Origin of the sequence: Solibacillus sp. FSL H8-0523 (assembly GCF_038051985.1) — a bacterium.
Taxonomy (GTDB): domain Bacteria; phylum Bacillota; class Bacilli; order Bacillales_A; family Planococcaceae; genus Solibacillus.
The window spans coordinates 1,448,524-1,472,879 of sequence record NZ_CP150291.1; the positions used below are offsets into that span (position 1 = coordinate 1,448,524).

Sequence of the window (24,356 nt, forward strand, 5' to 3'; positions counted from 1 at the left end):
TACGGCATGAAAGCATTAGAGCCACGCCCCCAGAAAAGCCTGCCCCGGAACGCAGTACAACGGACTTGGGGCTAAAACCATCTCGAATCGTAAAGGAGCAGAACGAATTCAATTAGAAAAGTTTATTTTTTATCTTGTCATCCCCAACTGTCCAACTAAGGTGAAGAACAAAATAATTAACAATAACGGTAGCTTAGGAGTAATTTCCATTCGATTTCCTAGTAATATGACATTGCATCCGAAAGACTGGTATGATGGAAGAGTATTTGTTAAAAAGGGAGCGAATGGATTGGGATTAAAAGAAGAACTAAAACGCGAAATGCGTAACGCAACAAATGATGTAGCAAAGGAAGTTGAAAAACACATTGTGCTTGATTTTGACGGGCACAAAATTGAATTTATAAATAAAATGCTCGAAGAAACGATACTTGTTGACGGCGAAGTCATTGCACAAAATGTTCGTCAGTCAATTTGGTCACATATTATTCCGTATTCAAAATTAAAAGGAACGTTTACAGGGCGAGATGGCAAGGCACATAAAGTGTATGTTAAGGTTGGTGGCTTTATTAAGTTTCATGTTGTCATTAAGGTGGATGGCAAGAAGCTACTGGCCGAAACTCAAACGCTCCAGCTGAATCCAGTACCGTGGAACAATAAAGAAGCGATTGTGCCGTATTTAGAGAAGCAATTTGCGGAGCACGGGAAAATTATAAATAAAGAGCTACCGGATGATGGATTATTATTCGACGAAAACCATCCACGTTTAGCACCAGGTTTTGGCGATCAACTAACGGATGAGCTCGTACTTGCCTCGTACCCGAAAAAACTCGTAAAGCTATTTACTGAGCAAATGAAAAATCCAACAGAGGCAACGCGAAAAGCAACATATGAAAAAATTCTAGAAGAAAAAGTGATTAGCTATTTCCAAGAATTTTTAGGTCATTTTACGGAAGTTGAAAAGGATGACAAGCAGGTACAGCAAGAAGCGCTATGGCTACTTGACCATGCCGCGCACCGTGAAGTCGTGAAGTTTGCGTTGATGGTACTGGCGACTACGGATTGCGAGCCATTCAAAGAGCGCTTAAAGCTGATTGCCCTACATGAAGAATTCACGGGCGTGGCATTATTTGCTCTCTTTAATGCGACAGAGCGTGCAAATGCCACGATTTGGGACATCGCAAAACAGGTGACTGATTGGGGTAAGCTGGAGGCACTGAACTTTTTAGAGCCGGACCGTGAAGAAATCCGTCTTTGGTTTTTAACAGATGGCATTGACGAAACCGTACCAGGGAGCCAAGCCGCACTGCAATGCGCGGATAAAGGCAAGCTGGATATTGAACTACATGAAGATACCATTTCTGCTGAAGTATTCGAAGGCACGGGCAAGCTTATTTTAGCGTTGTTATATGAAGGTCAGTACCGTCAAATGGACGAATATGAGTATGCGGGCCAAGTGTTAATGCGCTTTACAAAGCACGCAAAAAGACATGGCTTAACGATGCTGCATTTTTATACGCTCACGCAAATTGCAGCTTATGTAAATGAACCGGAAGATATTTGGGAAGGGCGCTTTGATTACAACTGGAAGCCGCATGAAAAGCTAGCGGTAGAAACGGTGATTGAGGAAATTAGCCGTGATCCAAAGTGGTTAGAAGAAGCACAAGCCTATTTACAAGACAACCCGGATAATGTAAGTGCGCTGGCAATCGTGAATTATTATAAAAAGTAAATGTTCGAATTTTTTTGAAACAAAAAGCGTTGATGAGGAAGAGTAAATAGTTGAGCGTTTCATAGAGAGCTTTTGATAGTGGAAATAAAGCAAACAACGATTACTGAACAAGGCCTTTGAGCTAAAGTACCGAAAACTAGTAGGCTACTTACGAGAGATGTACTCGTTACAACAGCAGCAGTATGAACCTGTAATGACCGAGGCAAATCGTGTGAGCGATTTGTAAATTTAGGTGGTAACACGAATTTTTCGTCCTAATCGCATTTTGCGGTTAGGGCGTTTTTTGTTTTTTTGTATGTTTTGAGGGTACGTTGGGAAAACGGATGCATACAGCGGGGCGCTTTTGAAAGGGAGAATTTCACCAATTTGTAGGGAAAAAGATGTGAGGGTATGTCTTTTAAAATCTTCTAATTTCTGAAAGGAGACGATACATGCAAGTAACAAGATAAGTGAGGATGGGTGAGCACTGGTGATTGAATCACTAACAAGCATAAGAAAATAATATTGTAAATAAGAAACCATATGATAACATTACGAGTGTACATACTAAAAAATGGATTTTTTAATTTACGTAATTACATAATCACCCATATCGTTTAGTATTTACAGATAGACTCTATCGGAGGAATTCACATTATGAGCTATAACTTTATACTTTCATCCATTTTATTTCTTTTTATTTTTTGCTTCATGATATTGCTATATTATGCTTGGCAAAATAGAGAAAGCCCTATTTCTATTAGTTATGGCTTAGGTGTGATAGCTGCTTTCTTTTATACATTTGGATATGCTTTTCAACTTTTAAGTACGACAATTGATCAGATGATGTTTTGGATACATATTCAATATATAGGTATTCCTTTTGCACCGATTATTTGGGTAATCATGATATTACAATTCACAGGTAATGAAAGATTTTTGACGAAAAAAACGATAGCTTTATTATCAATCGGTCCACTCTATACGTTAAGTGCCCATTTTACAAATGAATGGCATCATTTATTTTATAAGAGCGCTGCTTTAGATTTTTCTCAAGGATTTCCACTTATTATTTTAGATAGAGGTCCATTATTTTATATACATATTGGCTATGTATATAGCTACCATTTAGTTGGTATAGCAATATTAGTCTACTTTTATTTTAAGTCAAATAAAGAAAGAAAAAAGCAAGCAGCCCTTATGTTGATCGGCTCTTTGTTTGTATTTGGTTTTCCATTCATCCATTCAATGGGTGCTATAAAAGTACCAATCGATATATCTCCTTTTGGACTTGTATTTTCTTCTTTATTTTACTTATGGGGAATTTACCAATTTAATCTGCTGAAATTATCCCCTCTAGCTATGAAAAAAGTTTTTGAATCCATAAATGATGCTGTAATTATTTTTGATATAGATAATAATTTAAAAATCTATAATAAATCTGCTAATAGATTGTTTGAACAATTACCTAATAAAAAGTTGATTGGTAACTCGGCAGCAAAAGTACTATCTCATTTCCCCCCTCTAGTACAATTTATTGAGCGTAAATCAGAAATAGATAGCTTAACAACACAATCAATGCAACTGAGAGAAAAGTATTATAATGTTCATTTTTCATTTGTAAATGGAAATAATAATAAGCCAATTGGCAAAATGTTTATATTGCATGACATTACAGAATCTATAAAATACGAGGAAAGTTTACGTGAGCAATCCAAACAATATGAATATTTAGCCCATCACGACATACTAACAGGACTATATAATCGTACTTATTTTGAAGAAGAAGTAAAACGAAAGTTGGCACAGTCCAGAAAAAAAGATGCTGCATTAATGCTATGTGATTTAAACTTTTTTAAAGAAATCAATGATGTATACGGCCATCTAACAGGAGATAATGTGTTAGTTTTCACAGCAAAGTGCTGGCGTGAAAATTTACCAAATCCCCATATATTAGCACGTTTAGGTGGCGATGAATTTATTATGTTTTTTGAGCAAATTGAATCAAAGGAAAAGTTTATAAAGCAAATAAATGAGGTACGTTATGTATTCCAGGAGAACTTGTATAAGCAAGACGACATCGAAATTGAAGTTGTGCCAAGTATTGGAGTTGCTTTTATTGAAGAAGATGGTATGGATTATGAGTTTCTTTATCATACTTGCGATACGCGTATGTATGAGGATAAAAAGAATATAAAAGAACAGTATTTAATGAAAAAAGTGTAGAGAACCCCATTAAAAAAATCAACATATAGAGCTGGTCGTAAAAGAAGTAGAGACATCCTTAGATTTGTATATATGTATAATATAGAAACCGCACATAGATATATTACGGTGAACCGTACCATAAGAAAGTACGGTTTTTGAATTGGCCACTTAGGATGCTGTTATGACAGTGTCCTGGGTGGTTTTATCTTTAAAATTGAGTTAAGATGTTAAGAGTAAATTTATATATAATCGTTTTATTATAATAACTTCGTTCTCACAGAGTAGAATAAACATTATAATGAAATGATTTTTAAGATCAAGGAAAGAGGCATATTTATGAATAAACCATCCATTTATGGATTAACATTAGAACAATTGAAGGAGTGGCTTTTAGCACATGGCCACAAACCGTCTAGAGCAATGCAAGTGTGGGATTTACTTTATAGAAAACGGGTAACGGATTTTTCTAACATGAAAGATGTGCATCCGGAGTGTGTTCAATTATTGGCAGATAACTTTGTAATTCAAACATTAACCCAACATATTAAGCAAGAAGCAGCAGATGGAACGGTTAAATTTTTGTTTAAATTACAGGATGGCAGCTTGATTGAAACGGTTATGATGCGACATAAATACGGGTTATCTGTTTGTGTTACGACGCAAGTAGGCTGTAATATTGGGTGTAGTTTCTGTGCGAGTGGATTATTAGCAAAAAGTCGCGACTTATCAGCTGGAGAAATCGTCGAACAGATTATGAATGTTCAACTTCATCTCGATCAACTAGAAAAAGATGAACTAGTAAGCCATATTGTCGTAATGGGCATTGGTGAGCCATTTGATAACTTCGATAATTTATTAGATTTCTTAAATGTAGTGATGGATCATAAAGGACTTGCGATTGCAGGTAGAAGAATTACTGTTTCGACAAGTGGCATCGTTAATAAAATTTATGAATTTACAGATGCAGCGATTCCAGTAAACTTAGCGATTTCATTACATGCACCGAATAATGATCTACGAACGCGTATTATGAAAATCAATCGTGCAATGCCAATTGAAAAGTTAATGGCATCACTAGAATATTATTTAAGTAAACAAAATCGTCGCATTACGATCGAATATATTTTATTAAAAGATGTCAATGATCATAAAAAAGAAGCAGAAGAGCTTGCGCAGCTTTTCACGGATATTAAAGACAAATTATATGTCAATTTGATTCCCTACAACCCAGTAGATGAGCATAGCCAATACCAACGAAGCGAGCAAGCATCTGTGTTAGCTTTCTATGATGTATTGAAAAAGAACGGCGTCAATTGTAAAATCCGACAAGAGCACGGGACCGATATCGATGCAGCTTGCGGACAGTTACGAAGCAAACAACTTAAAAAAGACGCACTGTAGTAATAATAAATTGAACCATCTATCAAGGAGCATTTTGACTGGTATGAGGGTAAAATTGTATTTAGCTACATTACGGAGAACCGGTAAGTGCGGTATTTAATAAACCATCAAGTCCAGTAGTTTTACTGGACTTGATGGTTATTTTTGTTGCACCAGTAACGCGAGATGCCGATTTTATGGCGCGAGTTTATTTATAGTCATAATAGTGAATTGCTCGGGGCTTTTGCGAACTTGTTCATCGGACGTTGAAGTTTATTGAAAAGTCGTTTGACAGTAAAATCCCCCAAACAGCAATAGATGGAGGAATGCATGCACAAATCGTCGAATTATATAAAGAAGTTGGTCATAAAATTGAGGAGGGTTCGAGTAAAGCGGCACTCGATGCAATTTTTGAATTTGTACGCACGGCCAATCGAGCTAGAAAAATTAGCGGCTAATGAAATGTAGGGGGATTTATGACAATCATTTATTTTGTTCGCCACGCACATTCTGTTTATACACCAGATGAATACAAACGTCCGATTTCACAATCAGGGCGACAAGAAGCGTTAAAATTAGTTTCGATTTTTGAAAATATTGATATACAGGCGATGTATGCAAGTAGCTACCTTCGTGCAGTGCAAACGATTGAGCCAATTGCAAGACTGAAAAAATTAAAAATCACGCAAATCGAAGCATTAAATGAACGTCTACTAAGTAATCCACCTGTTGAAAATTTTGAGGAAGCGATGTTGACAGTTTGGCAAAATCCCATGTTTTCATATCCTGGTGGGGAATCAAATATTATGGCACAAATGCGTGCAGTTCCTGTATTAAAAGAGCTACTGCAAAAACATGAGCATGAAACGATAGTCATCGGTACTCATGGCAATATTTTAACGTTGATGTTACAGGCATTTGATGAAAGTTATGGGTTAGCCTTTTGGAAGGACTTAACAATGCCGGATATTGTGAAGGTTGATTTTTTGCATGATCAACTTGTATCGTTAGAAAAAGTGTCGAGTGATCCTTTGTTATTATAAAGGGGGATGAGGATGTTTAAACAACAGGAAATAGAAAACATACAGCGGCATAAAAAGAAAGTTCTCTTATTGTATACACTAGGTATGTTATTTTTTAGTGGCATTCATTTTACGTTTGTCATTCCGGGATTAAAGGGTTTTGATTTCATATCGCTTGTGATGACATGCGTTGTTTACTTTACAATGGGAGGGTTCTTGTCAGCGCTATACACTAATAAAGCGAGGCTTGTATTTTTTGCGACACTCGTATTAAGTACGGCTGGAATGGGCTGGCGCATTTGGTTAGAGTGGGGCGAATTTAGTTTAGTGGAGCATATGCAAGTAGCGGTTTTAATTGGGTATCCCATTGTGACAACTTTGTTTATCGTTCTGAGCTATTGGTCCTGTGAAAAGATGAAGCAGCGTTCAAAGACAAGTGATCAACAAATTCATTGAATTTTCCCTTAGCACATGAAACGTAAATAATCGATTGAAATCATATCACATTGAACAACATGCCCGCTACCGTACAATCATAAAAAGGGGCTGATCTCATGAGAAAAAAACGGAAGCTTATCCCTGTAGAAATGTGGCAGCTTGAGAAAGTGGAAAGCTGGCTGACCGAACAAGGGCAAAATGGCTTGCAGTTGGAAAAATTCAATGGTTTATTTGCAACGTTTTTGCAAAGCGAACCACAGCAAGTCGAATATCGGATGATTGTCATGCCGAAAAAGGATACGCAGCCAACGAATACAGAGGAACTTGCGCTTGAAGGCTGGGAGTTTGTGGCAAGCCGTGAGTTTTATCATATATTTCGCTCGCAAAAAGCGGATGCTACCAGTGAAATTGAGCCGGATTTAACGAAGCAAGCACAGGCTTTAACAGGGATACTGAAACAAGCGCGCAATCAATTTTTCATTAATCTCGGCATGGTTGTTTTGGGCATTATCGTCAGTGCCCTATTGATGTTTAAGGCAGTGAATCCAATTGAACATTTCGTTGAGGGGCAGTCCATGGGGATTTTTGTGATGATTTTTTCATCAAGCTGCTTAACGGTAAATTATTTACGGGATTATTTAGGCATTACACGAATGAAAAGGCAGCTCTCGCAAGGCATCGCGCTGGATTACCGCGCGTATTGGCAGGTTGCCAGTTTGAAAAAACTGATGTGGCATGTCGGTTACGTTGCTGTTATTTTTATCGGTTTTGCTGTATTAGTTAAGCAAGTGTATGCTTACAACTTTTTGGACCTACCGCTTGATACGACTGATATACCTGTGCTGCGTTTACATATGATTGAGCCGCAAGAAAGGCTGGCTGAACTTGCCCAGAGTGAAGAAGAGGATTGGTATAATTGGCTCATTACGAACAGGACACTCGTTGCGCCGGTGCAATACGAAACACGAGAACAAGTGTCAATTCTTCAGGAAAATGAAGCCGCTTATACGCCAACGCTTACATTTAAAGTGACCGAGTGCATTGTACCGAGTTTAGCAAGCGCACTGTATGACGAATTAGCAGGCTCTTATTATGTAGAGGGCGAGGCGCGCTCAGTAGCAGCATTTGATCAAGTATTTGTTGAGCAATTGCACGACGATCACGTACGCCTGTTAACATTACAGGGTAAACAGGTGCAGTATGTTGATTACGAGGGTGAAGCCGATCTTGAAACGATTTTACAAGCATTAGAAAATTTATAACATGGGGGTACGTTAACAGTCATAGGGCTGATAACGTACCTTTTCTAGTGAGTGATTAGTCGCTAGCAAATTAAGTAAAGAGGTTTAATAAAATGCAAAAGTGAAGCGTTTTCTATTTTTATCCCTAAATGAAAGTCTTGTAATGTTTGAAAAAATAAATATTGGGAATATTTACTAATATTGTTTAATGAGTTATATTAATAGGTAATAGTATAGAATGAATACATTTATTCTTAATTTAACTTAAAAGGGGTTTTCTCCATGTTCTTTCATAAAAAAAATGAAGACTTTAAAATCGATAATTATTCAGTAAATGTATATTATTCGCCACCAAAACGATATGAAAAGCAACTAGCGATACTCGAGTTAACTGTCGAAGATTTGAAATATTTAACATTATTTAGAAGCGATGTGGACCAGCAAATTGATGTCATTACTGAAACATTTTATAAGGGCATTATGCAGGAGCAATCGCTCATTGATATGATTAGTCAAAACAGCTCTGTTAACCGCTTAAAGGAAACCCTAAAGGTGCATATTACCGAAATGTTTTCGGGACAGCTAGACGAAAATTATTTTGAAAAGCGTAAAAAAATTGCAAAAGTGCACGTCAAAATCGGTTTAAAAACAAAATGGTATATTGCTGCATTTCAACAGCTACTGCTGCATTTAATTCGTATGGTTAATAGCGAGCTCGTATATCGTGAGCAGCGCCATAAAACAATTGAGGCGATTACGAAGATTTTTAATTTGGAGCAGCAGGTGGTCTTGGAAGAATATGAGGCATTTATGGATGCGTTGAAGGCTGAAATTGAAGAAGGAAAGATGAAGGTAGGAAGCACTGTGATTCAGTCTTCAACGGATTTAGCATCGATATCAGAGCGAACAAATGCGTCGTATCATGAATTAATGTTGCAATCGGATGAAGTAAAAACGTACACAATTAAGGCGATGGATATTTCATTTAATGCGACGGACGAAGCGCAAATTGGCAAGGAAAAGATTTCGTTCCAGCTGAATAATATGAATACTATCCATCAGTCCGTAGAATTAATAACTGATGAAATTTGCAAGCTAGAGGAATTAACACAGCAAATGGAAAGTATCATGGGCATTGTCACAAATATCGCAAACAAAACGAACATGCTTGCACTCAATGCATCCATTGAAGCGAGTCGTGCCGGTGCTGCGGGCAATGGCTTTAGCGTTGTCGCCAATGAGGTTCGAAAACTCGCGGAGCAAACTAAAGACTCTACGATTACGGTGGAAGGCTTGCTAGTCAATACCAGGCAGCGTATGCAATATTTAATCGAGGCGTCAGGGGAAATTAAAGAAGCGGTTGAGCTGGGGACAACACGTATGAAGGAAACAACGCAGCAATTTGATGTCGTTGTGAATGCACTGCTTGAATGTAAGGATCAAAATGATTTGGTGAAGGAAAAAATGGATTGCATGACCGACGTCATTGCGCTACTTGGTAAATCATTTGAAGAGGTGACACACGCCGCGGATAGCTTAGTGTCGATTTCACATCATTTGAAACCGAGTTAATTTAGTAACCAAGGATGTAAATAAAACTCCGTGAAAAAGGATAATTTATCAAGACATCTCGCATACAGAAAAGCGCCATCTGTTCCATTACTGAATAAGATCATCCATAGTTACCTGGTCCCAATTTCAGAGGGCGGCAACACTATTCGGCATTGCTTGCGAAAGTTCAAGTACGTGAGCATATAAACGTTCAGGATATTGTGGTTCTGGATGCTCGTAAGCGCGGGGGCGGGTAAAACCGCCTCTTTTTATGCCAAAAAAAATGCACTCCGTAAATGAACAGAATGCAAGGGGCAAGAAAAATAGGCGTGTGTGCAATATGTGAACCCATCATGAGATGTTCATTAATTCACTCACTGAATTGGGCGAGCATTTAAAGACTAGGAAACAGTTCTTAAAATTTGTTTGGCAATGTAATTATAATTTCAAATTGAAAGTCTTCATGAGCAATTTGTAGCGTGCCATTTAACTTTTTCGTTAACAACGCAACAATGGATAAACCAAGACCTACGCTGTCTTTGCGGGATTGATCGCCTGTTTGAAAGCGCTCAAGTAGTCGCTCTGGAGGTGAGCAGCATGATTAATTTAATTCAATCGGACTTTTACCGCGCGCTTCATTCGAATACCATTAAGATTTTATTTGCCGTAACATCGATTTTTGCCACAGTGCTGATTGTATGCACACACCTCTGTATGTGCTTTTACGATGTCATCTTCAGCAAAAAAGGGCGTTTCCCAAACCGTTTCATAAAGTGTTGCTTTCGTAAAAAGCTGCATTGGCTGTTGGATGAGGCACAGCAACAACCCGTATTCGGTTGCGGTTAAGCTGAGTGGCTCACTATTTACTGTCACAGTTTTCGTGACGGCATCGAGGCGGATTTGCTCATACGCAAAAGTCGGGTTGGTCGTCATTTTTTTATAGCGTCGCAATAACGTTTCCACGCGGGCTGCAAGTTCACCAAGATCAAATGGCTTCGTTAAGTAATCGTCAGCACCAAGCTTGAGAAAATCAATTTTCGTACGCACTTCGTCTTTTGCGGACAACATTAGGATTGGGATGTCCTCTGTTTTAGCGCGCATTTCCTTTAAAATTTGGTCGCCTGTTATGTACGGCAGCATAATGTCTAGAATAACAAGATCTATTGGAAGCTCCTTGAACGCTTTTAAGCCGTCCATGCCGTTTAAGTAAGCATGCACGGTGTAGCCTTGCTGCTTGAAGAAGTGGCAGAGCATGTCGTTTACGTCCTCGATGTCTTCAATGATAAGTAGATGTGGCATTCGGATCACGTCATCACGTCCTTTTTTGTGATGAGCATAGCAAAGTTGAAAGATACGTGCAAGGTCATAAAGGGCGTTTACAATATTCATTTTTGATTTTACTAAATAATTCAGTGCAAAAATCATAATAAGGATTAAAATATCCTGTGAAATCTATTTGTGTTCAGGGGGTATATTGTCTACTGCAATACACAAGAATTATCTAGAAGGATTACAGTTAGATTTGTCGAATCTTATCTCTATAAAAGAAGGTTATAATTCAATTAACGCAGCAAGTTATTACATTAAGAAAACTAAATATTTATGAATGGGGTGTGAAAATGAGTAACGACACAAATAAATCTAATGTTGGGTATACGATTTTTAAATCAACGGGAGTGCATCATAAATATCCCCTTATCGATTTAGTAAAAAAACAAGTAACGTGTGTTGTTGTCTACAAAGAGAACACATATATGACAGTAATTGTAGATGTGAAAAATGATAGTGTAAGCGTTCAAGGTAACGTCGATGAATTAGGGGACTTAGAGATGAAGAAAGACGATTATATAGATAAGTTCAAGGAGATTGCAAAGTTTTTTATTGATAATAATATTTCTGATTTAGATAACTATAGAAGGGATCAAACTTCAAACTAGTGAATTTTTTAGTGAAAAGTGTTTCAAGTTCAACACCGCTTTGGGAATGTTATCAAATTAAGAAATACTTAATGAAATTACAGTAAGGAGATTACATAGATGATTTTAAAAAATGGCATAACAGGCTTTACTGGAGCCGATTTATCCCTAGAACGTGATTGGGTAACACTTCGGGCTGAATTTAAAAAAAATTGTGCTTTGTATGTTCAGCAGTTAAATGGCAAATTTCTAACGTGGTATGAGCCAGATTTTGACTCTCATTATGGCCATGCACATGTGGAAATTGAGGGGATAGAGTTTTATATTTTTTATAACACGATGTATGACTATATTGCCTTTTCAACGAATCGTGCTATCGGGGATTTAAAATTTATTGATCATCCTTTGATGAAAGCTCAATTTGAAAATCGCTATCAAGTACTAGCTGCTTCTGATTTAGACGAGCCTTTAGTACGTCAGGCGAAAGATAGCGGGCAGATTATATTACCTGAAGAGGCGTTTAAAAATGATGAATGTAGAGCAATTGATTACATCCTTTTGAATGAAAATGAACTGAATGAAAATGAAATTGGTTTTATGAATCATTTTTGGTCACGTACAGTAGGAGATTTAGTGTTTAATTATTGGGATTAATAACGTATACATAAATGAACTTAATAACGTCCCCAATGACACTTTGGGAAGGCTATAATTCAACTATCAGTGCAGGTTAGTTGAAGCGTGTTGTTTAACGTGTGTTCAACTATCGTGCCAGATTGTTAGAGGATAAAAAATTATAGTTACACGAATGGGAGAAACATTAGGAATGAAAAATAAAGGACTAATAAATAGTTTAATACCACTAGGGCTGATTTTTGGTTCTGCTGTTGGTGTAATTCTTGGCATATTTTTTGAACCAATTTCTCAAGGATTTTCAATTGCTATGGGAGCTGGAATTGGGTTATTACTTGGATCTATCGCATCTGGATTTTATAGTCATAAAGGGTAGATCTACACAGCAAGAAGCATTTGAACAGGACCCAAGCTTAAAGGCGCGCTGGCACCCAGAGTTTGGTGATAAGCAAAGTGAAATTGTGTGGATTGGCATTGATTTGGAGAAAGATGAAATCATCGAGAGCCTTGATGCGTGCTTATTAACGGATGAGGAAATGCATTTGGACTGGACAACATTCGTTGATCCATTGCCGAAGTTTGTTGTGAAGCAATAATAAAAGCGTGTTCTGAGTTTGAAGCTCGGAACACGCTTTATCTATTTTTTATGATGACGCCCAATTGGTAAAATAAGCGGCGTATGCGACACGGGGTCAGTAATAACGGCGCATTCTAACTGGAACGTTTCTTTAATGAGTTCACTCGTCACAATGTCCTGCGGTGTACCTTCTGCGATTAGCTGACCTTCTTTCATCGTAAACAAGTAGTCTGCATAACGGGCAGAAAGGTTAATATCATGTAGGACCATGACAATCGTTGTGCCGTATTTTTTATTCAGATCGGTTAGTAAATCTAAAATTTCAACCTGATACGTAATGTCTAAATACGTCGTCGGCTCATCTAAAAATAAAATGTCCGTTTGTTGCGCAAGCGCCATCGCAATCCATACACGCTGACGTTGGCCACCAGATAATTCATCGATATTACGGTCCGCAAACTCGGTAATATTCATCATCTCTAATGCTTCAGCAACCGCTTCATAGTCCTTTTTCGACCAGCTTCCAAACAAGGTTTGATGTGGGAAACGGCCACGCCCAACTAAATCCGCAACCGTAATGCCTTCAGGAACGACAGGGGATTGAGGTAAGAGCCCAAGCGTTTTGGCCAGCTGCTTTGGTGGCATTTGATGAATCGATTTGCCGTCTAATACAACCTCACCACTAGCAGGCTTAATGAGGCGGGCCATCGTTTTTAGGAGCGTCGATTTGCCACAACCATTTGCGCCGATAATAATGCTAATTTTATTTTGCGGAATCGATATATTCACGTCGTTTAAAATGAGTTTTTGCTCATAACCGGCATGTAAATTATTTGTTTGTAACGTATGCTGCGTCATTTAAATGTCTCCTTTACGATTGATGCGAATAAGTAAGTAAATCAAGTACGGTGCACCGATAATGCCGGTAACCACACCTACTGGATATCTTGCCGTAAAGGCAAATTGTCCAATTAAATCAGCGGCCAATACTAAGATGACACCGATTAACCCAGCTGGAATAAGCGCAGAAAAGTTACTGCCAACAAGGCGTTTTGCAATCGGACCAGCTAAGAAGGCGACGAATGCAATCGGGCCAGTTACTGCCGTTGCAAGTGCAATGAGTAACACCGCGCAAATAATTAACACAAGGCGCGTTTTATTTGTATCGACACCAAGTGAAGAAGACATTTCTTCACCAAGCTCCAACATCTCTAAGCGCTTTGAGAACATCATGAGCAGTGGGGTAAAGATTACGACGGCAATTATCAACGGATACATTGTTTCCATCTTTACCCCGTTCAAACTACCACTTAACCAACGAAGCGCTGTTGGGAGGTCGTGCGTTTTTCCGATTAGCATTAAATACGAAATAACTGCATTGAGCATCGCTTGAATTCCAATGCCGATTAAAATTAAACGACCAATGGAAAAGCTTGCCCCTTTTGCTAAAAAGTAAATACATAACGTTGTAACTAAACCACCAACAACCGAGGCGATCGAAACAACGGTATTACTCGCATGGAGGACGATAATACAAAATACCGCCGCCGCGCTCGAACCAGCTGTAACCCCAATCACATTTGGGTTGGCAAGCGGGTTACGTAACATTGTTTGGAATACATAGCCACCAACACCAAATGCAAAGCCAGTTAATAGCCCTGCAAGCATGCGTGGCAGACGAATCGTACCTACTGCAAAGGTCGCTCCCTTTACGTCGTTACCAAGTAAAACCGATAGCACATCTTTTACCGGGTAAATTGTATTGCCGAGCATGAGCATCGCTACACAAAGCGCGATCGTCATTACGATTAAAATCGAAGTCGTCAGTACAAAGCGTCGTTTGCGTACTTGTCTTGCTTTCATAATAGAAGTCATTGTTTCACTGTTCATAGGCTACGCACTTTCGCTTTCATTGTTATGTAAATTAAAATCGGCGCACCGACAAAGGCTGTTAAAATCCCCACCTGTAGCTCGCTCGGACTTCCTAGTAGGCGACCACATACATCAGAAATCAGCAGCACAATGCCTCCCGTTAGTGCGGATAATGGAATTATGGCGCGGACATCAGGACCTACAGTTAGTCGTACAAGATGCGTGGCTAAAAGGCCGATAAAGCCAATTGGACCAGCAAGCGCCGTCGCAGCACCACAAAGTAGTACACCCCCAAGTGAAGCAAAGAGACGAACCGTACCTGTACGCACACCAAGACCCGTTGCAACTTCATCACCTAAAGCTAGGGCATTTAGCGCAGGAGCAGTAAATAGGGCAACAAGTAAACCAATGGTTAAAAATGGAATAAATAACGAAATCGAGTCCCAATTTCCTGAGCCCACACTTCCGACCTGCCAAAATCGAAACTGATCCATCACATTTGTGCGCGGAATCATCACGGCGGTTACAAGGGAAGAAAGAATGGCACTTGTGGCGGCACCCGCAAGAACAAGCTTTAAGGGTGTAGCACCACTAGCTCCCATTGAGCCAATGCCAAATACAAAAATAGCAGTGAGGATGGCACCTGCTATTGCTAAAAAGATATATTCATTTGCCGAGCTAATATTGAAAAAAGCAATCCCACAAACAACAAATAGCGAAGCCCCGGTATTAACCCCTAAAATACTCGGATCGGCTATCGGATTGCGGGTAACCGATTGCATAAGCGCACCGGATACACCAAGTGCCGCACCTACTAGAAAGCAAAAAATCGTTCGTACAATTCGTTGTCGCACAACATTGGCCTCGTGTGACTGCACATCAGGATGGAATAAACCATCCTGTAGTCCAGCCAAGCCAATTGTACGAGAACCGAATACGAGCGATGCTATGATGCTTAGCGCAAGTAATAGGATAAGAACAAGGACTACTTTCATCAAGTTTTTTGGCAGTAGCTGTTGCTTATGTTCGGAAACTTGTAATTTGTTCATCATTACTGAATGTTTTTAGCAACATCCGAAACTAATGTTAAGTACTCATCGATTGTGTACTTAATTGACAGTGGGTTAGGGTTCCCAGCTGCTGCAAGTGGTGTGTTGTCTTCAATAATCACAACATTGCCTTTTTCGATAGCAGGCACTTTGCCTAAAATCGGATCAGCTTGTAATGCAGCAAGCGTATCTTTGTTGCCATAAGCGATAAAGATTTCAACGTCTGCTAATGCATCCGCATGCTCTGCAGATAACTCAATGTAGAAGCTGCCATCTGTGTTTAATGCTTTTAAGCTTTCTGGATAGACCATGCCTAAGTCTGTTAAGAACTCACCGCGTGGGTCACCAGGTGTATAGACATAAAATTTCGAAAGGTCTGTTACAGTGAACATACCGAATGCGGCTTTTTTACCTTTGATTGCTGCATATTCATCTGCTTTGTCGGCAATTAGTTGTTCAGTATCCGCGATTAATTGTGCGCCTTCAGCTTCCATGCCCATACCAGCTGCGTTTAATGTTACTTGATCACGCCATGAAGTTACCCACGGAACATCCTTGTACGCGATAACTGGTGCGATTTGACTTAATGTGTCGTACTCTTCTTGTGTAATGCCTGAGTAAGCCGCTAAAATGACATCTGGTGTTGAATCCGCGATTGCTTCAAAGTCTAAACCGTCTGTATCTTGATAGATGTTCGGGTTTTCTTCACCTAATTGTTTTAACGCTTCAGCTGTCCAAGGAAGCATGCCGCTATCATCTTGCATGCCGTAATTGGCTGCAGAAAAACCTACAGGTACAGTACCTAGAGCAATTGCTACGTCATGGTTTGCCCAGGCAATTGTTGCCACGCGTTCTGGTTTTTCAGTGATCACTGTTTCACCGAAAGCGTGCTTGATTGTAATTGGATATTGTTGATCAGATGATTCAGTTGATACTGTGTCATCTTTTTTTGTGTTGTCTGTTGCTTTGTCATCAGATGAATCTGAGCAAGCTGCTAATGCGATTGCCATAAAGCAAGCGACTACTAGCATGAATAATGATTTTTTCATATTGTTTTACCTCGCATAGTTTTATTAAGTGATAAAGATTCTCATTATCACCGCTAAACAAATAATACTCCTATTTTTTCCAAAGTCAATACTATTTTTATGTGTCAACGTAAAAATATGCAGGTGATTATTGACAACTTCTAGCAATAACGCTATCTTAATGATAAAGATTATCACTATCAACTAATGGTGGAGTTACATTGATAAAGTAATTTGTACGTAAAAAAATCGACTGTAATGGAGTGTTATTAATGAATTTATATGATGTAACGATTGTCGGCGGGGGTCCTGCCGGTTTATATAGTGCATTTTATGCGGGGATGCGTGATATGAAAACAAAAATACTTGAATTCCATCCGTATTTAGGTGGCAAGGTGAATATTTTCTTAGAGAAGATGCTCTGGGATGTTGGCGGCCAGCCACCAATTGTTGCTGAAAAATTTATCGGTCAATTAATCGAGCAGGCGATGACATTTGAGCCAACCGTTTGTTTGAATTCAAAAGTGCAGCACATTGAAAAGCAAGACGGTGTATTTGTGATCACGACTGACAACGGCGACAAGCATTACTCGAAATCGGTCATTATCGCTATTGGTGGCGGTATTTTTGAACCAATCAAGCTTGAAATTGAGGGCGCGGAAAAGTATGAAATGACGAATTTACATTACACGATTAATGGGATTGATCGATTTAAAGGCAAGGACGTACTCATTTCAGGTGGTGGGAATGGTGCGATTGACTGGGCAGTAGAGCTACTTCCAATTGCGAACAAGGTGACGGTTATTTATCGCAGTGAGGAATTAAAGGCCCATGAAGCGCAGGTGAAAAAGCTAAAAGAGTATAACGTTGATATTATGCTAAACACAGAAATTCAGTCGCTTATTTCAAACGATAGCAAAACAGCCATTGAACATGTAATTATTCGGGAAGGTGCGGTTGCAAAGAAGTTAGAGGTCGATGAGATTATTATTTGCCACGGCTACAACCGTGAAGTGTCACTGGATTTTGCAGAGGGGATTGTACCAAAGCGCAATGAGCATAAGCAGTTTGAAAGTGAAGGACAATGTAAAACGACAACACCCGGTGTATATGCGGTAGGAGATATTGTTGCTTATGCAGATAAGGTGTATTTACTTGTTGGGACGTTTAACGATGCTGTACTTGCGGTAAACAGTGCGAAAAAATATATTGAGCCGGATGCGAATAGTTATGCGATGGTATCGTCTCATAATGAGAAATTTACAGAACGTAATCAGCAACTAGTAATAGAAGGTAACTAAAAAAATAAGCTCCGCGCGGCATTTACTTGTGCTGCTCGGAGCTTTTGTTATTGTCTAGGCATTCGCGCCAGCTCCTCGGACATTTCGATCGATCCTGCAGAAGTGGTGAAGCGTTTACTTTTGCGTCGGGCTCTCCAATGTTTTTCGGGGCTTAAATGGCGCAAATACGCTTTTGTTATTCAATGATAGAAGTAATAATATAGCCACTTTCATTCTCCCCAGATACGTTGAAGTTCGTGGTATTTGGGATGTTTACCTTAGTACGACTATCCGTATATTGTACAAAATAAGTTGTACCATTAACTTTTGTTGTATAAGATGGGTCTTTTTTTAGAAAAGTAATATATTCCTCAAGTACAAGGTCCTTTTCGTGCATGATCACACTGTGTGGTAGCCCAACATAGCGGAAATGCCACGGCTCATAGTTGATGTCGGTAACCTCAACTTTGTTTTTCGGGTAGCGCAATATAAAGCCAAAATGGTGTGCGTTTTGCTCGAGCCATTTGCCCTCATCTACGTTTTCCATTTTTCCAGCCGTTGACCCGATATCGAGTGAAAGCCCGGTTTGGTGCTCGCTATAACCAGAAGGCAGGGCGTAGGCAGCGCCGTTTTCCTCGTATAACTGTTGCTGTAATTTTCCGCTGCGATATGCGCTGTTGATGATAAAATGCTCCATCCCATCATTTGCGGCTGCTTCAAATAGTGCTTTTAGTGGCTGGATAGCTTGCTTTTCTAATAAAAACTTTGAATCGACGATCACGTTAGCGCCAATGTCAGTTGGAATTTGCGCTAAATTCGTCGGATCTTGCTGTAGCTTAATATCGCGGTTAACTAAGATTAAGTCCCCGTTTGAAATCGTATGCTGCTCGAGCGAAATTTGCTGTGGTAAGTCAGGTGCTGCAGTTTCCTTATTGAATAAAAATTGATAGCCAATGATGGCTAGAATGATTGCTAGGATAAGTTTTTTCATATGTATGCTCCTTTGATTTAAGTTTAATAGGTAAACCTTAAGTTTCACTGAGTATAAATCTTAAGAATTTCTGAAGATGAAATGAGACGTACGTGCAAAATCACTAACCCTCCACTTATACACCAGCCAGATTTCATTTGTTACACTACTATTTTTAGGAGGTAACGACATGAACGAACAAAGCTATTTAACCCATACAATTACCAGTTTACGCGCGGTATATGAGCGTTTAACCGCTAATATTACCGAAAAAGACGCAAACTATAAGGATTTACAAGAATATATGATCGATTACAAGGCCGAGCTCGATAAATTTGAAGTTTACGATTACCAGCAAACGCTTAGCATGATTGATAAACAGGGCTTTCGTCAAGTGATGGAGCGCGAACAGGTGAAAAAGTTAATCGATTCACCGTACTTTGGAAATTTTGATTTTCAGTACGTAGGTGATGGCGAAGCAGAGCGCTTTTACGTTGGGCGTTTTGGGTTCCGTGAGCCAGACGGGACGACACTGATCTATGATTGGCGCGCACCGGTTTGTAATATGTATTACGAATTTGAGTTGGGCGAGGCTTATTATGAGGCGATGGACAAGCGTTTTGACGGAGAAATAACGGGCAAGCGCCAGATTAAAATTGAAAGCGGACAATTGCAGTACGCACTGGAAAGCTCACTGACGATTCAAGATGAAGTATTGCAGCAAACCTTAAACAAGCAGTCCACGGAAAAAATGAAAACCATTGTTACATCGATTCAGCGCGAGCAAAACCAAATTGTGCGTCATGAAGCAGCGCATACATTGGTTATTCAAGGGGTTGCTGGATCTGGTAAAACCGCGGTGGCGCTGCACAGAATCGCTTACTTTTTATACAAATTCCGCGATACGTTGCGTCCTGAACGTATTTTTATTTTGTCTCCGAATAAGGTGTTTGGTGACTATATTTCAAGACAAGATAAAAAGAGCCCATAACGACCTCGTGTAATGTTAGTTAACTACACCAAGTATCAGAGAAAAAAACAGCGGTAATATTAATTGAAAATACAAATAAATGCTAGTAAAACAATAATTCGTCTAGAATTTTAATATTTTCCTAGTACAGAAATATTTTTATGTTACACTGTTACGTAAATGAATATGAATTGCAGGATTAAGGTGCTCGAAATTGAGCTTAATAGGGAATTCGGTGCAATACCGAAGCTGTTTCCGCAACTGTAAGTGTGAAAGAATGTGCAAATGATGCCACTGTCGAACGAGGAAAAATGCCTCAATTAGATGGGAAGGCTTGCACAGGATACACGAGCCAGGAGACCTACCTTTGTCTGATCGTATTAACTCTCTTCGGAATAAGGAGAATGTACGGCAAATAGATGAACAGGTATGTGTATATCTTTTTTTCTGTTTTCCGCCATTTCTCAACTTCGAGAAATGGTTTTTTTGTTGTATGGGTTAATCGCAACTTATTCATAAAAATTTTTTAGGGGGATTTTCAAGTGGGATTTTGGAAAAAGTGGTTGAATATCGCTTTAACCGCAGTGCTAATGCTGACGTTGCTAACACCAGCAACAGCGACGATAGCAAATGCAGAAGAACTCAATACAACTGCTGAGCAAACAGAGAATTTACTGGCAGTACAAGTTGAAATTGACGGACTTGATAAAAAAATAGTCGAATCAACAACAACGAACATAGCAGAGGGTACTAAGGCAATCGATGCAGTGAAGCAAGTACTAGACAACGCTAAAATTGCTTATGAAGTACTTGATGGCGACTATGGTCCATACATTAAATCCATTGAGGGCTTAGCTGCAGGTAAGTTTAATGGCTGGGATGGCTGGATGTATACGGTGAATGGACAAGCACCATCTGTAGGCTTAGGCGCTTATCCATTAGCAGCAAATGATGTGCTAAAGGTGTATTACAGCAAATATCCTGTATTATCGGCTGTAACAACTGAGAGCAACGGACAGCAAGCAGTAACACTAAATTTAGTTGGTGATCATTTTTCAGCTAGAGAGCTGGTTACCGCTTTAGAAAACTGGGAAGTACCAGCAGAAGTAACCTTACAAAGTGTTATCAGATACAGCAATGAAAAAGTGACACTTAAAATTCAAGCAAACCCAGGTACGTACACAATTAAAGCGCTAGCGCCTACATTAACAAGTGCGCAACAAGCAGAAGTAACAATTGAAGTGAAAGATGCCGTAGCAGAAACTGTTCGATTAATCGAGGCATTACCTACAATTGAAGAACTGAGTGAAACAAACAAGCTGGCTTTAAAAGCAGCACGTGCAGCATTTGATGCACTAACAGCAGAGCAACAAGCACTTGTTACAAATAGTAATGAGCTAATTGAAAAAGAAAATACTTTTAAAACACTGAATGCTGTAACGGTAACAGTAAATGTTCGTGTTGAGGGTATTAAAGATACAACATTAAACGTAAAAAACTTTGTGGCTCATGGTGACGGAGAAGTTACGGCAGCAGGTGCGACCTTACAAGTATTAGAAGCAAATAAGATTCCAACAGATTACAGCACTTCTACAGGCTATTTCAAATCGATTAACAATGATGGCGAACGAGCGCTTGGTGATGGTAGTGGCTGGATGTACAAAGTAAATGGCGTCTATCCGGATGTCTATGGAAATGGTTATGTATTAAAAGACGGTGATGAAATTGTTTGGGAATTCATCAACTCATTTTCTGTAAGAGAAAATTATGATTATAATGGCGTCACATATATGTATTCTGGTGCAGACACAGTGGACGTCATTACGTTTAATCCGATTATCGAAATGTCACAAACGGTACAAGCTGGGCAAGATGTGACGATTAAAGTGACAGGTAACTATAATACAATCGATTACATGTTCGAAAAAAAATCGGGTCCTCATGCAGTTGCCTTAGAGGATGTATCGATTGAGTACAACGGCAAAGTGTACAAAACGGTCAAGCATGAAGAGACGATTGATGATGAAACAGTCGTTTACGGAAAAGCAGTTATTCCAGCTGAAGACGTCGTTCCAGGTACATTTGAACTTCGCTTTACAAAAGATTTACCAGGTACGATTAAAGATGCAAGTGGAAAAGACAAAGTATTAGAATCCTTCCCACGTATCTTACGCACATACAAAACTTTAGAGGTTTTAGAAGTAAGTCAGGACAATCGTAAATTAGCACAAGATGCATTAGCATTAGGAAATCAATATTTAACAACAAACAACGAATTAGTATCAAAACGTGTGAACGAATCAAGTAGCGGCTTTTGGATGTTAGCAGCATTAAAAGCAGCAGGTGTGAATGTAACGAATTATCCATGGACAACGGCACCAACAGCTGAAGGAACGTTTTGGAAAACGAATTTAGAAGAGCCATTAAAAACAGCTGACCAAAAATTAGGCTCTATTATTGCAGCAACTGCATTAGGTTTAGACCCAACTAACTTAAAGGGCCGTAACCAAGTTGCCGATTTACTAGCAGGTCAAAACGAAGCAACGCATTTAATGGCAACAATTTATAGTGAACCATTAGCATTGATTGCACTTGATTTAGTAAAAGCGGACTATGATCGCCAACAGCATATAAAAGCGATTTTAAATTTACAAAATAGCACGACAGGCTTTTGGTCTGGTGGTATTGACATCACAGGCTGGGCACTATTCGCCTTAGCACCATATAAAGACCAGCCTGAAGTAAAAGCAGCTATCGACAAAGCAGTTGCCGCTTTACACAAAAACTATCAAGAAAAAGGCTTTACGAATAATGCCAACACAATGGCCGCAATGATTTCAGGACTTGCATCAGCTGGCGAAGATGTATTTTCTGAAAAATGGACTTATGTAAAAGATGGGAAACACATTAATATCGTCGGACATTTAGTAGAAAATTATATTTTTGAAGATGGTGGCGTACGATTCTTATCTAGCCAAAATAAATCTAGCTTAATGGCAGTTGAACAAGTGTATGTTGCTTTATTCGATGCATTGAACAATAAATCAACATTCTCAACATTAAATGAAGGTACACAAGCACCAACGCCAACAGAGCCAGGAGAAAATACAGGCGGGGGCACAACTTCACCTGAGCAGCCAGCACCAACACCGACTACAGATAAAGTAACGATGTCAATTGCTATTTCATCATCAGAAGTAGTACTGCCAAGTGAACAATTTGACATCAATGCCGATGAAACCGCGTTTGATTTATTAAAACGTGTGACACAAGCAAAAAACATTGCACTAAATGCCCGAGAAACATCGATGGGTATGTATGTAGTGGGCATTGCAGGTATCAATGAATTTGACCGCGGTAAATTAAGTGGTTGGATGTATAGTGTAAACGGCGCGTATCCTTCTGTTTCAGCTAATCAATATGTGTTGGAAAAGGATGATGTCGTAAATTGGGTTTACACAACGGATTTAGGGGAAGACGTTGGTTCACCATCAGTTGGTGGTGGTGTAGCAACAGAAACGCCGAAAGAGCCTGAAAAAGTGGAAGAAAAGCCAACTGAAGCAACCTTAAATGAAGTGACAGCAGAGCAATTAAAAGATAAAGAACAAATTGTTGTAAAAGACAAATCAGGTATTGAAGTGAGTGTTCCAACAGCTGGCTTACAACTAAAAGACGATGAAAAGTTAGTTGTAGCTGTACAAAATACTACTGAAAAGATTGAAGTAAACTTGAATATTGTTGCAGAAGATGGAACAACAACTGCAGTAAATACAGGTAAAAATTATGTAAAAGTAACACTAACACTAGAAACAAAAGATTCGAATCTTGTCGTTCTACAATTAGTAGATGGTCAATATCGTGCAGTACCACATACAGTTGTTGATGGTGTTGTAACGATTTTAACAAAAACAAGTGGAACATTCATCGTTAGCAATGAGCAAGTATCATTTAGCGATATCGACAATTTATTTAGTAAAGAAGAAATCGAATTCTTAGCAAACCGTCATGTTGTTTTAGGAGCGGACGGGGCATTTATGCCAAATAGCGCGCTTACACGTGGACAATTTGCGATGATGATTGCACGTGCGTTAGGCTTACAAACATCTGAAAACAATCCATTTACTGATACGGTTGGTAAGGAATATGAGAAAGATGTGCAAGCTTTATTTGAAGCAGGCATTACAACCGGTACATCTGACACAACATTCGATCCGACAGCAAAAATTACTCGTGAGCAGTCAGCGGCATTTATGGCACGTGTGTTTGAGTACATGGGTATGAAAGCAAATACCTCTTCAACTGTAAGTTACTCAGACGATGAAGCGATTAGTAGCGTTTATGCAGCAGCTATTGCATTACTTGCGGAGTACGATATTATGACAGGAAAATCAGATGGAACATTCGATCCAAAAGGTCACTTGTCACGTGCAGAGATGGCGAAAATCTTTAAACGTACACTAAATAAAGCTGGGTTAATGTAAGGATGAAAATCCACCATAATTTATGGTGGATT

General features: G+C 39.1%; 21 protein-coding genes, 1 riboswitch and 1 other annotated feature. Of the genes, 15 read left to right on the plus strand and 6 right to left on the minus strand.

Annotation, left to right across the window (positions count from 1 at the left end; genetic code table 11):
- Positions 1-289: 289 nt before the first annotated feature.
- The 8 genes from NSQ62_RS06910 to NSQ62_RS06945 all read left to right on the plus strand — a co-directional run bounded on the left by NSQ62_RS06910 (position 290) and on the right by NSQ62_RS06945 (position 9,569).
- Entirely contained in the window at positions 290-1,729 is a 1,440-nt protein-coding gene (locus tag NSQ62_RS06910; protein WP_341323192.1) for a hypothetical protein, read from the plus strand.
- Between the two features lie 20 nt (positions 1,730-1,749).
- Positions 1,750-1,989 (plus strand) — a binding site (T-box leader).
- Positions 1,990-2,365: 376 nt separating this feature from the next.
- Positions 2,366-3,934: a histidine kinase N-terminal 7TM domain-containing protein gene (locus NSQ62_RS06915; protein ID WP_341323193.1), complete on the plus strand. Its 1,569-nt coding sequence runs from the start codon at positions 2,366-2,368 to the stop codon at positions 3,932-3,934.
- Positions 3,935-4,252: 318 nt separating this feature from the next.
- A complete protein-coding gene (rlmN, locus tag NSQ62_RS06920; protein ID WP_341323194.1) occupies positions 4,253-5,317 on the plus strand; it encodes a 23S rRNA (adenine(2503)-C(2))-methyltransferase RlmN in 1,065 nt (354 codons plus the stop codon).
- A 305-nt stretch (positions 5,318-5,622) separates the two neighbouring features.
- Positions 5,623-5,754, plus strand: a complete 132-nt coding sequence (locus tag NSQ62_RS06925) for a hypothetical protein (protein WP_341323195.1) — start codon at positions 5,623-5,625, stop codon at positions 5,752-5,754.
- Positions 5,755-5,772: 18 nt separating this feature from the next.
- Complete coding sequence (locus NSQ62_RS06930) at positions 5,773-6,339, plus strand: histidine phosphatase family protein (protein ID WP_341323196.1); 567 nt, start codon at positions 5,773-5,775, stop codon at positions 6,337-6,339.
- A gap of 12 nt (positions 6,340-6,351) precedes the next feature.
- Positions 6,352-6,774, plus strand: coding sequence for an ABC transporter permease (locus NSQ62_RS06935; protein ID WP_341323197.1), 423 nt, complete (start codon positions 6,352-6,354; stop codon positions 6,772-6,774).
- A 98-nt stretch (positions 6,775-6,872) separates the two neighbouring features.
- Positions 6,873-8,018 (plus strand): DUF2812 domain-containing protein, encoded by a 1,146-nt coding sequence (locus NSQ62_RS06940; RefSeq protein ID WP_341323198.1) that lies wholly within the window; start codon positions 6,873-6,875, stop codon positions 8,016-8,018.
- Between the two features lie 261 nt (positions 8,019-8,279).
- On the plus strand, positions 8,280-9,569 hold the full coding sequence (locus tag NSQ62_RS06945; RefSeq protein WP_341323199.1) for a globin-coupled sensor protein: 1,290 nt from the start codon (positions 8,280-8,282) through the stop codon (positions 9,567-9,569).
- Between the two features lie 636 nt (positions 9,570-10,205).
- Here the strand turns inward: NSQ62_RS06945 and NSQ62_RS06950 are convergent.
- A complete protein-coding gene (locus tag NSQ62_RS06950) occupies positions 10,206-10,847 on the minus strand; it encodes a response regulator transcription factor (protein WP_341323902.1) in 642 nt (213 codons plus the stop codon).
- Between the two features lie 320 nt (positions 10,848-11,167).
- Between NSQ62_RS06950 and NSQ62_RS06955 the strand changes: the two genes are divergently transcribed.
- The 4 genes from NSQ62_RS06955 to NSQ62_RS06970 all read left to right on the plus strand — a co-directional run bounded on the left by NSQ62_RS06955 (position 11,168) and on the right by NSQ62_RS06970 (position 12,693).
- The gene (locus NSQ62_RS06955) at positions 11,168-11,485 is read left to right on the plus strand and encodes a hypothetical protein (RefSeq protein WP_341323200.1); all 318 of its coding nucleotides are present in this window, start codon (positions 11,168-11,170) and stop codon (positions 11,483-11,485) included.
- Between the two features lie 99 nt (positions 11,486-11,584).
- Positions 11,585-12,118 (plus strand): hypothetical protein, encoded by a 534-nt coding sequence (locus NSQ62_RS06960; RefSeq protein ID WP_341323201.1) that lies wholly within the window; start codon positions 11,585-11,587, stop codon positions 12,116-12,118.
- A gap of 172 nt (positions 12,119-12,290) precedes the next feature.
- Complete coding sequence (locus tag NSQ62_RS06965; protein ID WP_341323202.1) at positions 12,291-12,473, plus strand: hypothetical protein; 183 nt, start codon at positions 12,291-12,293, stop codon at positions 12,471-12,473.
- Positions 12,421-12,693 (plus strand): GTP-binding protein, encoded by a 273-nt coding sequence (locus tag NSQ62_RS06970; protein WP_341323203.1) that lies wholly within the window; start codon positions 12,421-12,423, stop codon positions 12,691-12,693. Before NSQ62_RS06965 ends, NSQ62_RS06970 begins: the two co-directional genes overlap by 53 nt.
- A 41-nt stretch (positions 12,694-12,734) precedes the next feature.
- Here NSQ62_RS06970 and NSQ62_RS06975 read toward each other — a convergent pair whose 3' ends face one another.
- Genes NSQ62_RS06975 through NSQ62_RS06990 form a run of 4 tightly spaced genes read right to left on the minus strand, consistent with a single transcriptional unit; the run spans position 12,735 to position 16,644 of the window.
- The gene (locus tag NSQ62_RS06975; RefSeq protein WP_341323204.1) at positions 12,735-13,532 is read right to left on the minus strand and encodes an ABC transporter ATP-binding protein; all 798 of its coding nucleotides are present in this window, start codon (positions 13,530-13,532) and stop codon (positions 12,735-12,737) included.
- On the minus strand, positions 13,533-14,564 hold the full coding sequence (locus tag NSQ62_RS06980) for an iron chelate uptake ABC transporter family permease subunit (RefSeq protein ID WP_341323205.1): 1,032 nt from the start codon (positions 14,562-14,564) through the stop codon (positions 13,533-13,535).
- Entirely contained in the window at positions 14,561-15,595 is a 1,035-nt protein-coding gene (locus tag NSQ62_RS06985) for an iron ABC transporter permease (RefSeq protein WP_341323903.1), read from the minus strand. The genes NSQ62_RS06980 and NSQ62_RS06985 overlap by 4 nt, the downstream gene beginning before the upstream one ends.
- A 2-nt stretch (positions 15,596-15,597) precedes the next feature.
- Positions 15,598-16,644, minus strand: a complete 1,047-nt coding sequence (locus NSQ62_RS06990) for an iron-siderophore ABC transporter substrate-binding protein (protein WP_341323206.1) — start codon at positions 16,642-16,644, stop codon at positions 15,598-15,600.
- 251 nt (positions 16,645-16,895) lie between these two features.
- On the opposite strand from NSQ62_RS06990, the gene NSQ62_RS06995 reads away from it, so the two are divergent.
- Positions 16,896-17,924 carry an NAD(P)/FAD-dependent oxidoreductase gene (locus tag NSQ62_RS06995; RefSeq protein WP_341323207.1) on the plus strand — a complete coding sequence of 343 codons (1,029 nt, stop codon included), beginning with the start codon at positions 16,896-16,898 and terminating at the stop codon, positions 17,922-17,924.
- A 175-nt stretch (positions 17,925-18,099) separates the two neighbouring features.
- Here the strand turns inward: NSQ62_RS06995 and NSQ62_RS07000 are convergent, their stop codons facing one another.
- Positions 18,100-18,894 (minus strand): M15 family metallopeptidase, encoded by a 795-nt coding sequence (locus tag NSQ62_RS07000; RefSeq protein ID WP_341323208.1) that lies wholly within the window; start codon positions 18,892-18,894, stop codon positions 18,100-18,102.
- Positions 18,895-19,063: 169 nt separating this feature from the next.
- On the opposite strand from NSQ62_RS07000, the gene NSQ62_RS07005 reads away from it, so the two are divergent.
- Positions 19,064-19,864 (plus strand): UvrD-helicase domain-containing protein, encoded by an 801-nt coding sequence (locus tag NSQ62_RS07005; protein WP_341323209.1) that lies wholly within the window; start codon positions 19,064-19,066, stop codon positions 19,862-19,864.
- Between the two features lie 164 nt (positions 19,865-20,028).
- Positions 20,029-20,227: riboswitch (cobalamin riboswitch) on the plus strand.
- A 158-nt stretch (positions 20,228-20,385) separates the two neighbouring features.
- Positions 20,386-24,324 carry a DUF4430 domain-containing protein gene (locus NSQ62_RS07010; RefSeq protein WP_341323210.1) on the plus strand — a complete coding sequence of 1,313 codons (3,939 nt, stop codon included), beginning with the start codon at positions 20,386-20,388 and terminating at the stop codon, positions 24,322-24,324.
- Positions 24,325-24,356 lie beyond the last annotated feature (32 nt).

Coding starts and splice junctions, on each gene's coding strand:
- NSQ62_RS06915 (WP_341323193.1), top strand. CDS start 2,366: ATGAGCTATAACTTTATACTTTCATCCATTTTATTTCTTTTTATTTTT.
- rlmN (WP_341323194.1), top strand. CDS start 4,253: ATGAATAAACCATCCATTTATGGATTAACATTAGAACAATTGAAGGAG.
- NSQ62_RS06925 (WP_341323195.1), top strand. CDS start 5,623: ATGCATGCACAAATCGTCGAATTATATAAAGAAGTTGGTCATAAAATT.
- NSQ62_RS06930 (WP_341323196.1), top strand. CDS start 5,773: ATGACAATCATTTATTTTGTTCGCCACGCACATTCTGTTTATACACCA.
- NSQ62_RS06935 (WP_341323197.1), top strand. CDS start 6,352: ATGTTTAAACAACAGGAAATAGAAAACATACAGCGGCATAAAAAGAAA.
- NSQ62_RS06940 (WP_341323198.1), top strand. CDS start 6,873: ATGAGAAAAAAACGGAAGCTTATCCCTGTAGAAATGTGGCAGCTTGAG.
- NSQ62_RS06945 (WP_341323199.1), top strand. CDS start 8,280: ATGTTCTTTCATAAAAAAAATGAAGACTTTAAAATCGATAATTATTCA.
- NSQ62_RS06950 (WP_341323902.1), bottom strand. CDS start 10,847: ATGCCACATCTACTTATCATTGAAGACATCGAGGACGTAAACGACATG.
- NSQ62_RS06955 (WP_341323200.1), top strand. CDS start 11,168: ATGAGTAACGACACAAATAAATCTAATGTTGGGTATACGATTTTTAAA.
- NSQ62_RS06960 (WP_341323201.1), top strand. CDS start 11,585: ATGATTTTAAAAAATGGCATAACAGGCTTTACTGGAGCCGATTTATCC.
- NSQ62_RS06965 (WP_341323202.1), top strand. CDS start 12,291: ATGAAAAATAAAGGACTAATAAATAGTTTAATACCACTAGGGCTGATT.
- NSQ62_RS06975 (WP_341323204.1), bottom strand. CDS start 13,532: ATGACGCAGCATACGTTACAAACAAATAATTTACATGCCGGTTATGAG.
- NSQ62_RS06980 (WP_341323205.1), bottom strand. CDS start 14,564: ATGAACAGTGAAACAATGACTTCTATTATGAAAGCAAGACAAGTACGC.
- NSQ62_RS06985 (WP_341323903.1), bottom strand. CDS start 15,595: ATGAACAAATTACAAGTTTCCGAACATAAGCAACAGCTACTGCCAAAA.
- NSQ62_RS06990 (WP_341323206.1), bottom strand. CDS start 16,644: ATGAAAAAATCATTATTCATGCTAGTAGTCGCTTGCTTTATGGCAATC.
- NSQ62_RS06995 (WP_341323207.1), top strand. CDS start 16,896: ATGAATTTATATGATGTAACGATTGTCGGCGGGGGTCCTGCCGGTTTA.
- NSQ62_RS07000 (WP_341323208.1), bottom strand. CDS start 18,894: ATGAAAAAACTTATCCTAGCAATCATTCTAGCCATCATTGGCTATCAA.
- NSQ62_RS07005 (WP_341323209.1), top strand. CDS start 19,064: ATGAACGAACAAAGCTATTTAACCCATACAATTACCAGTTTACGCGCG.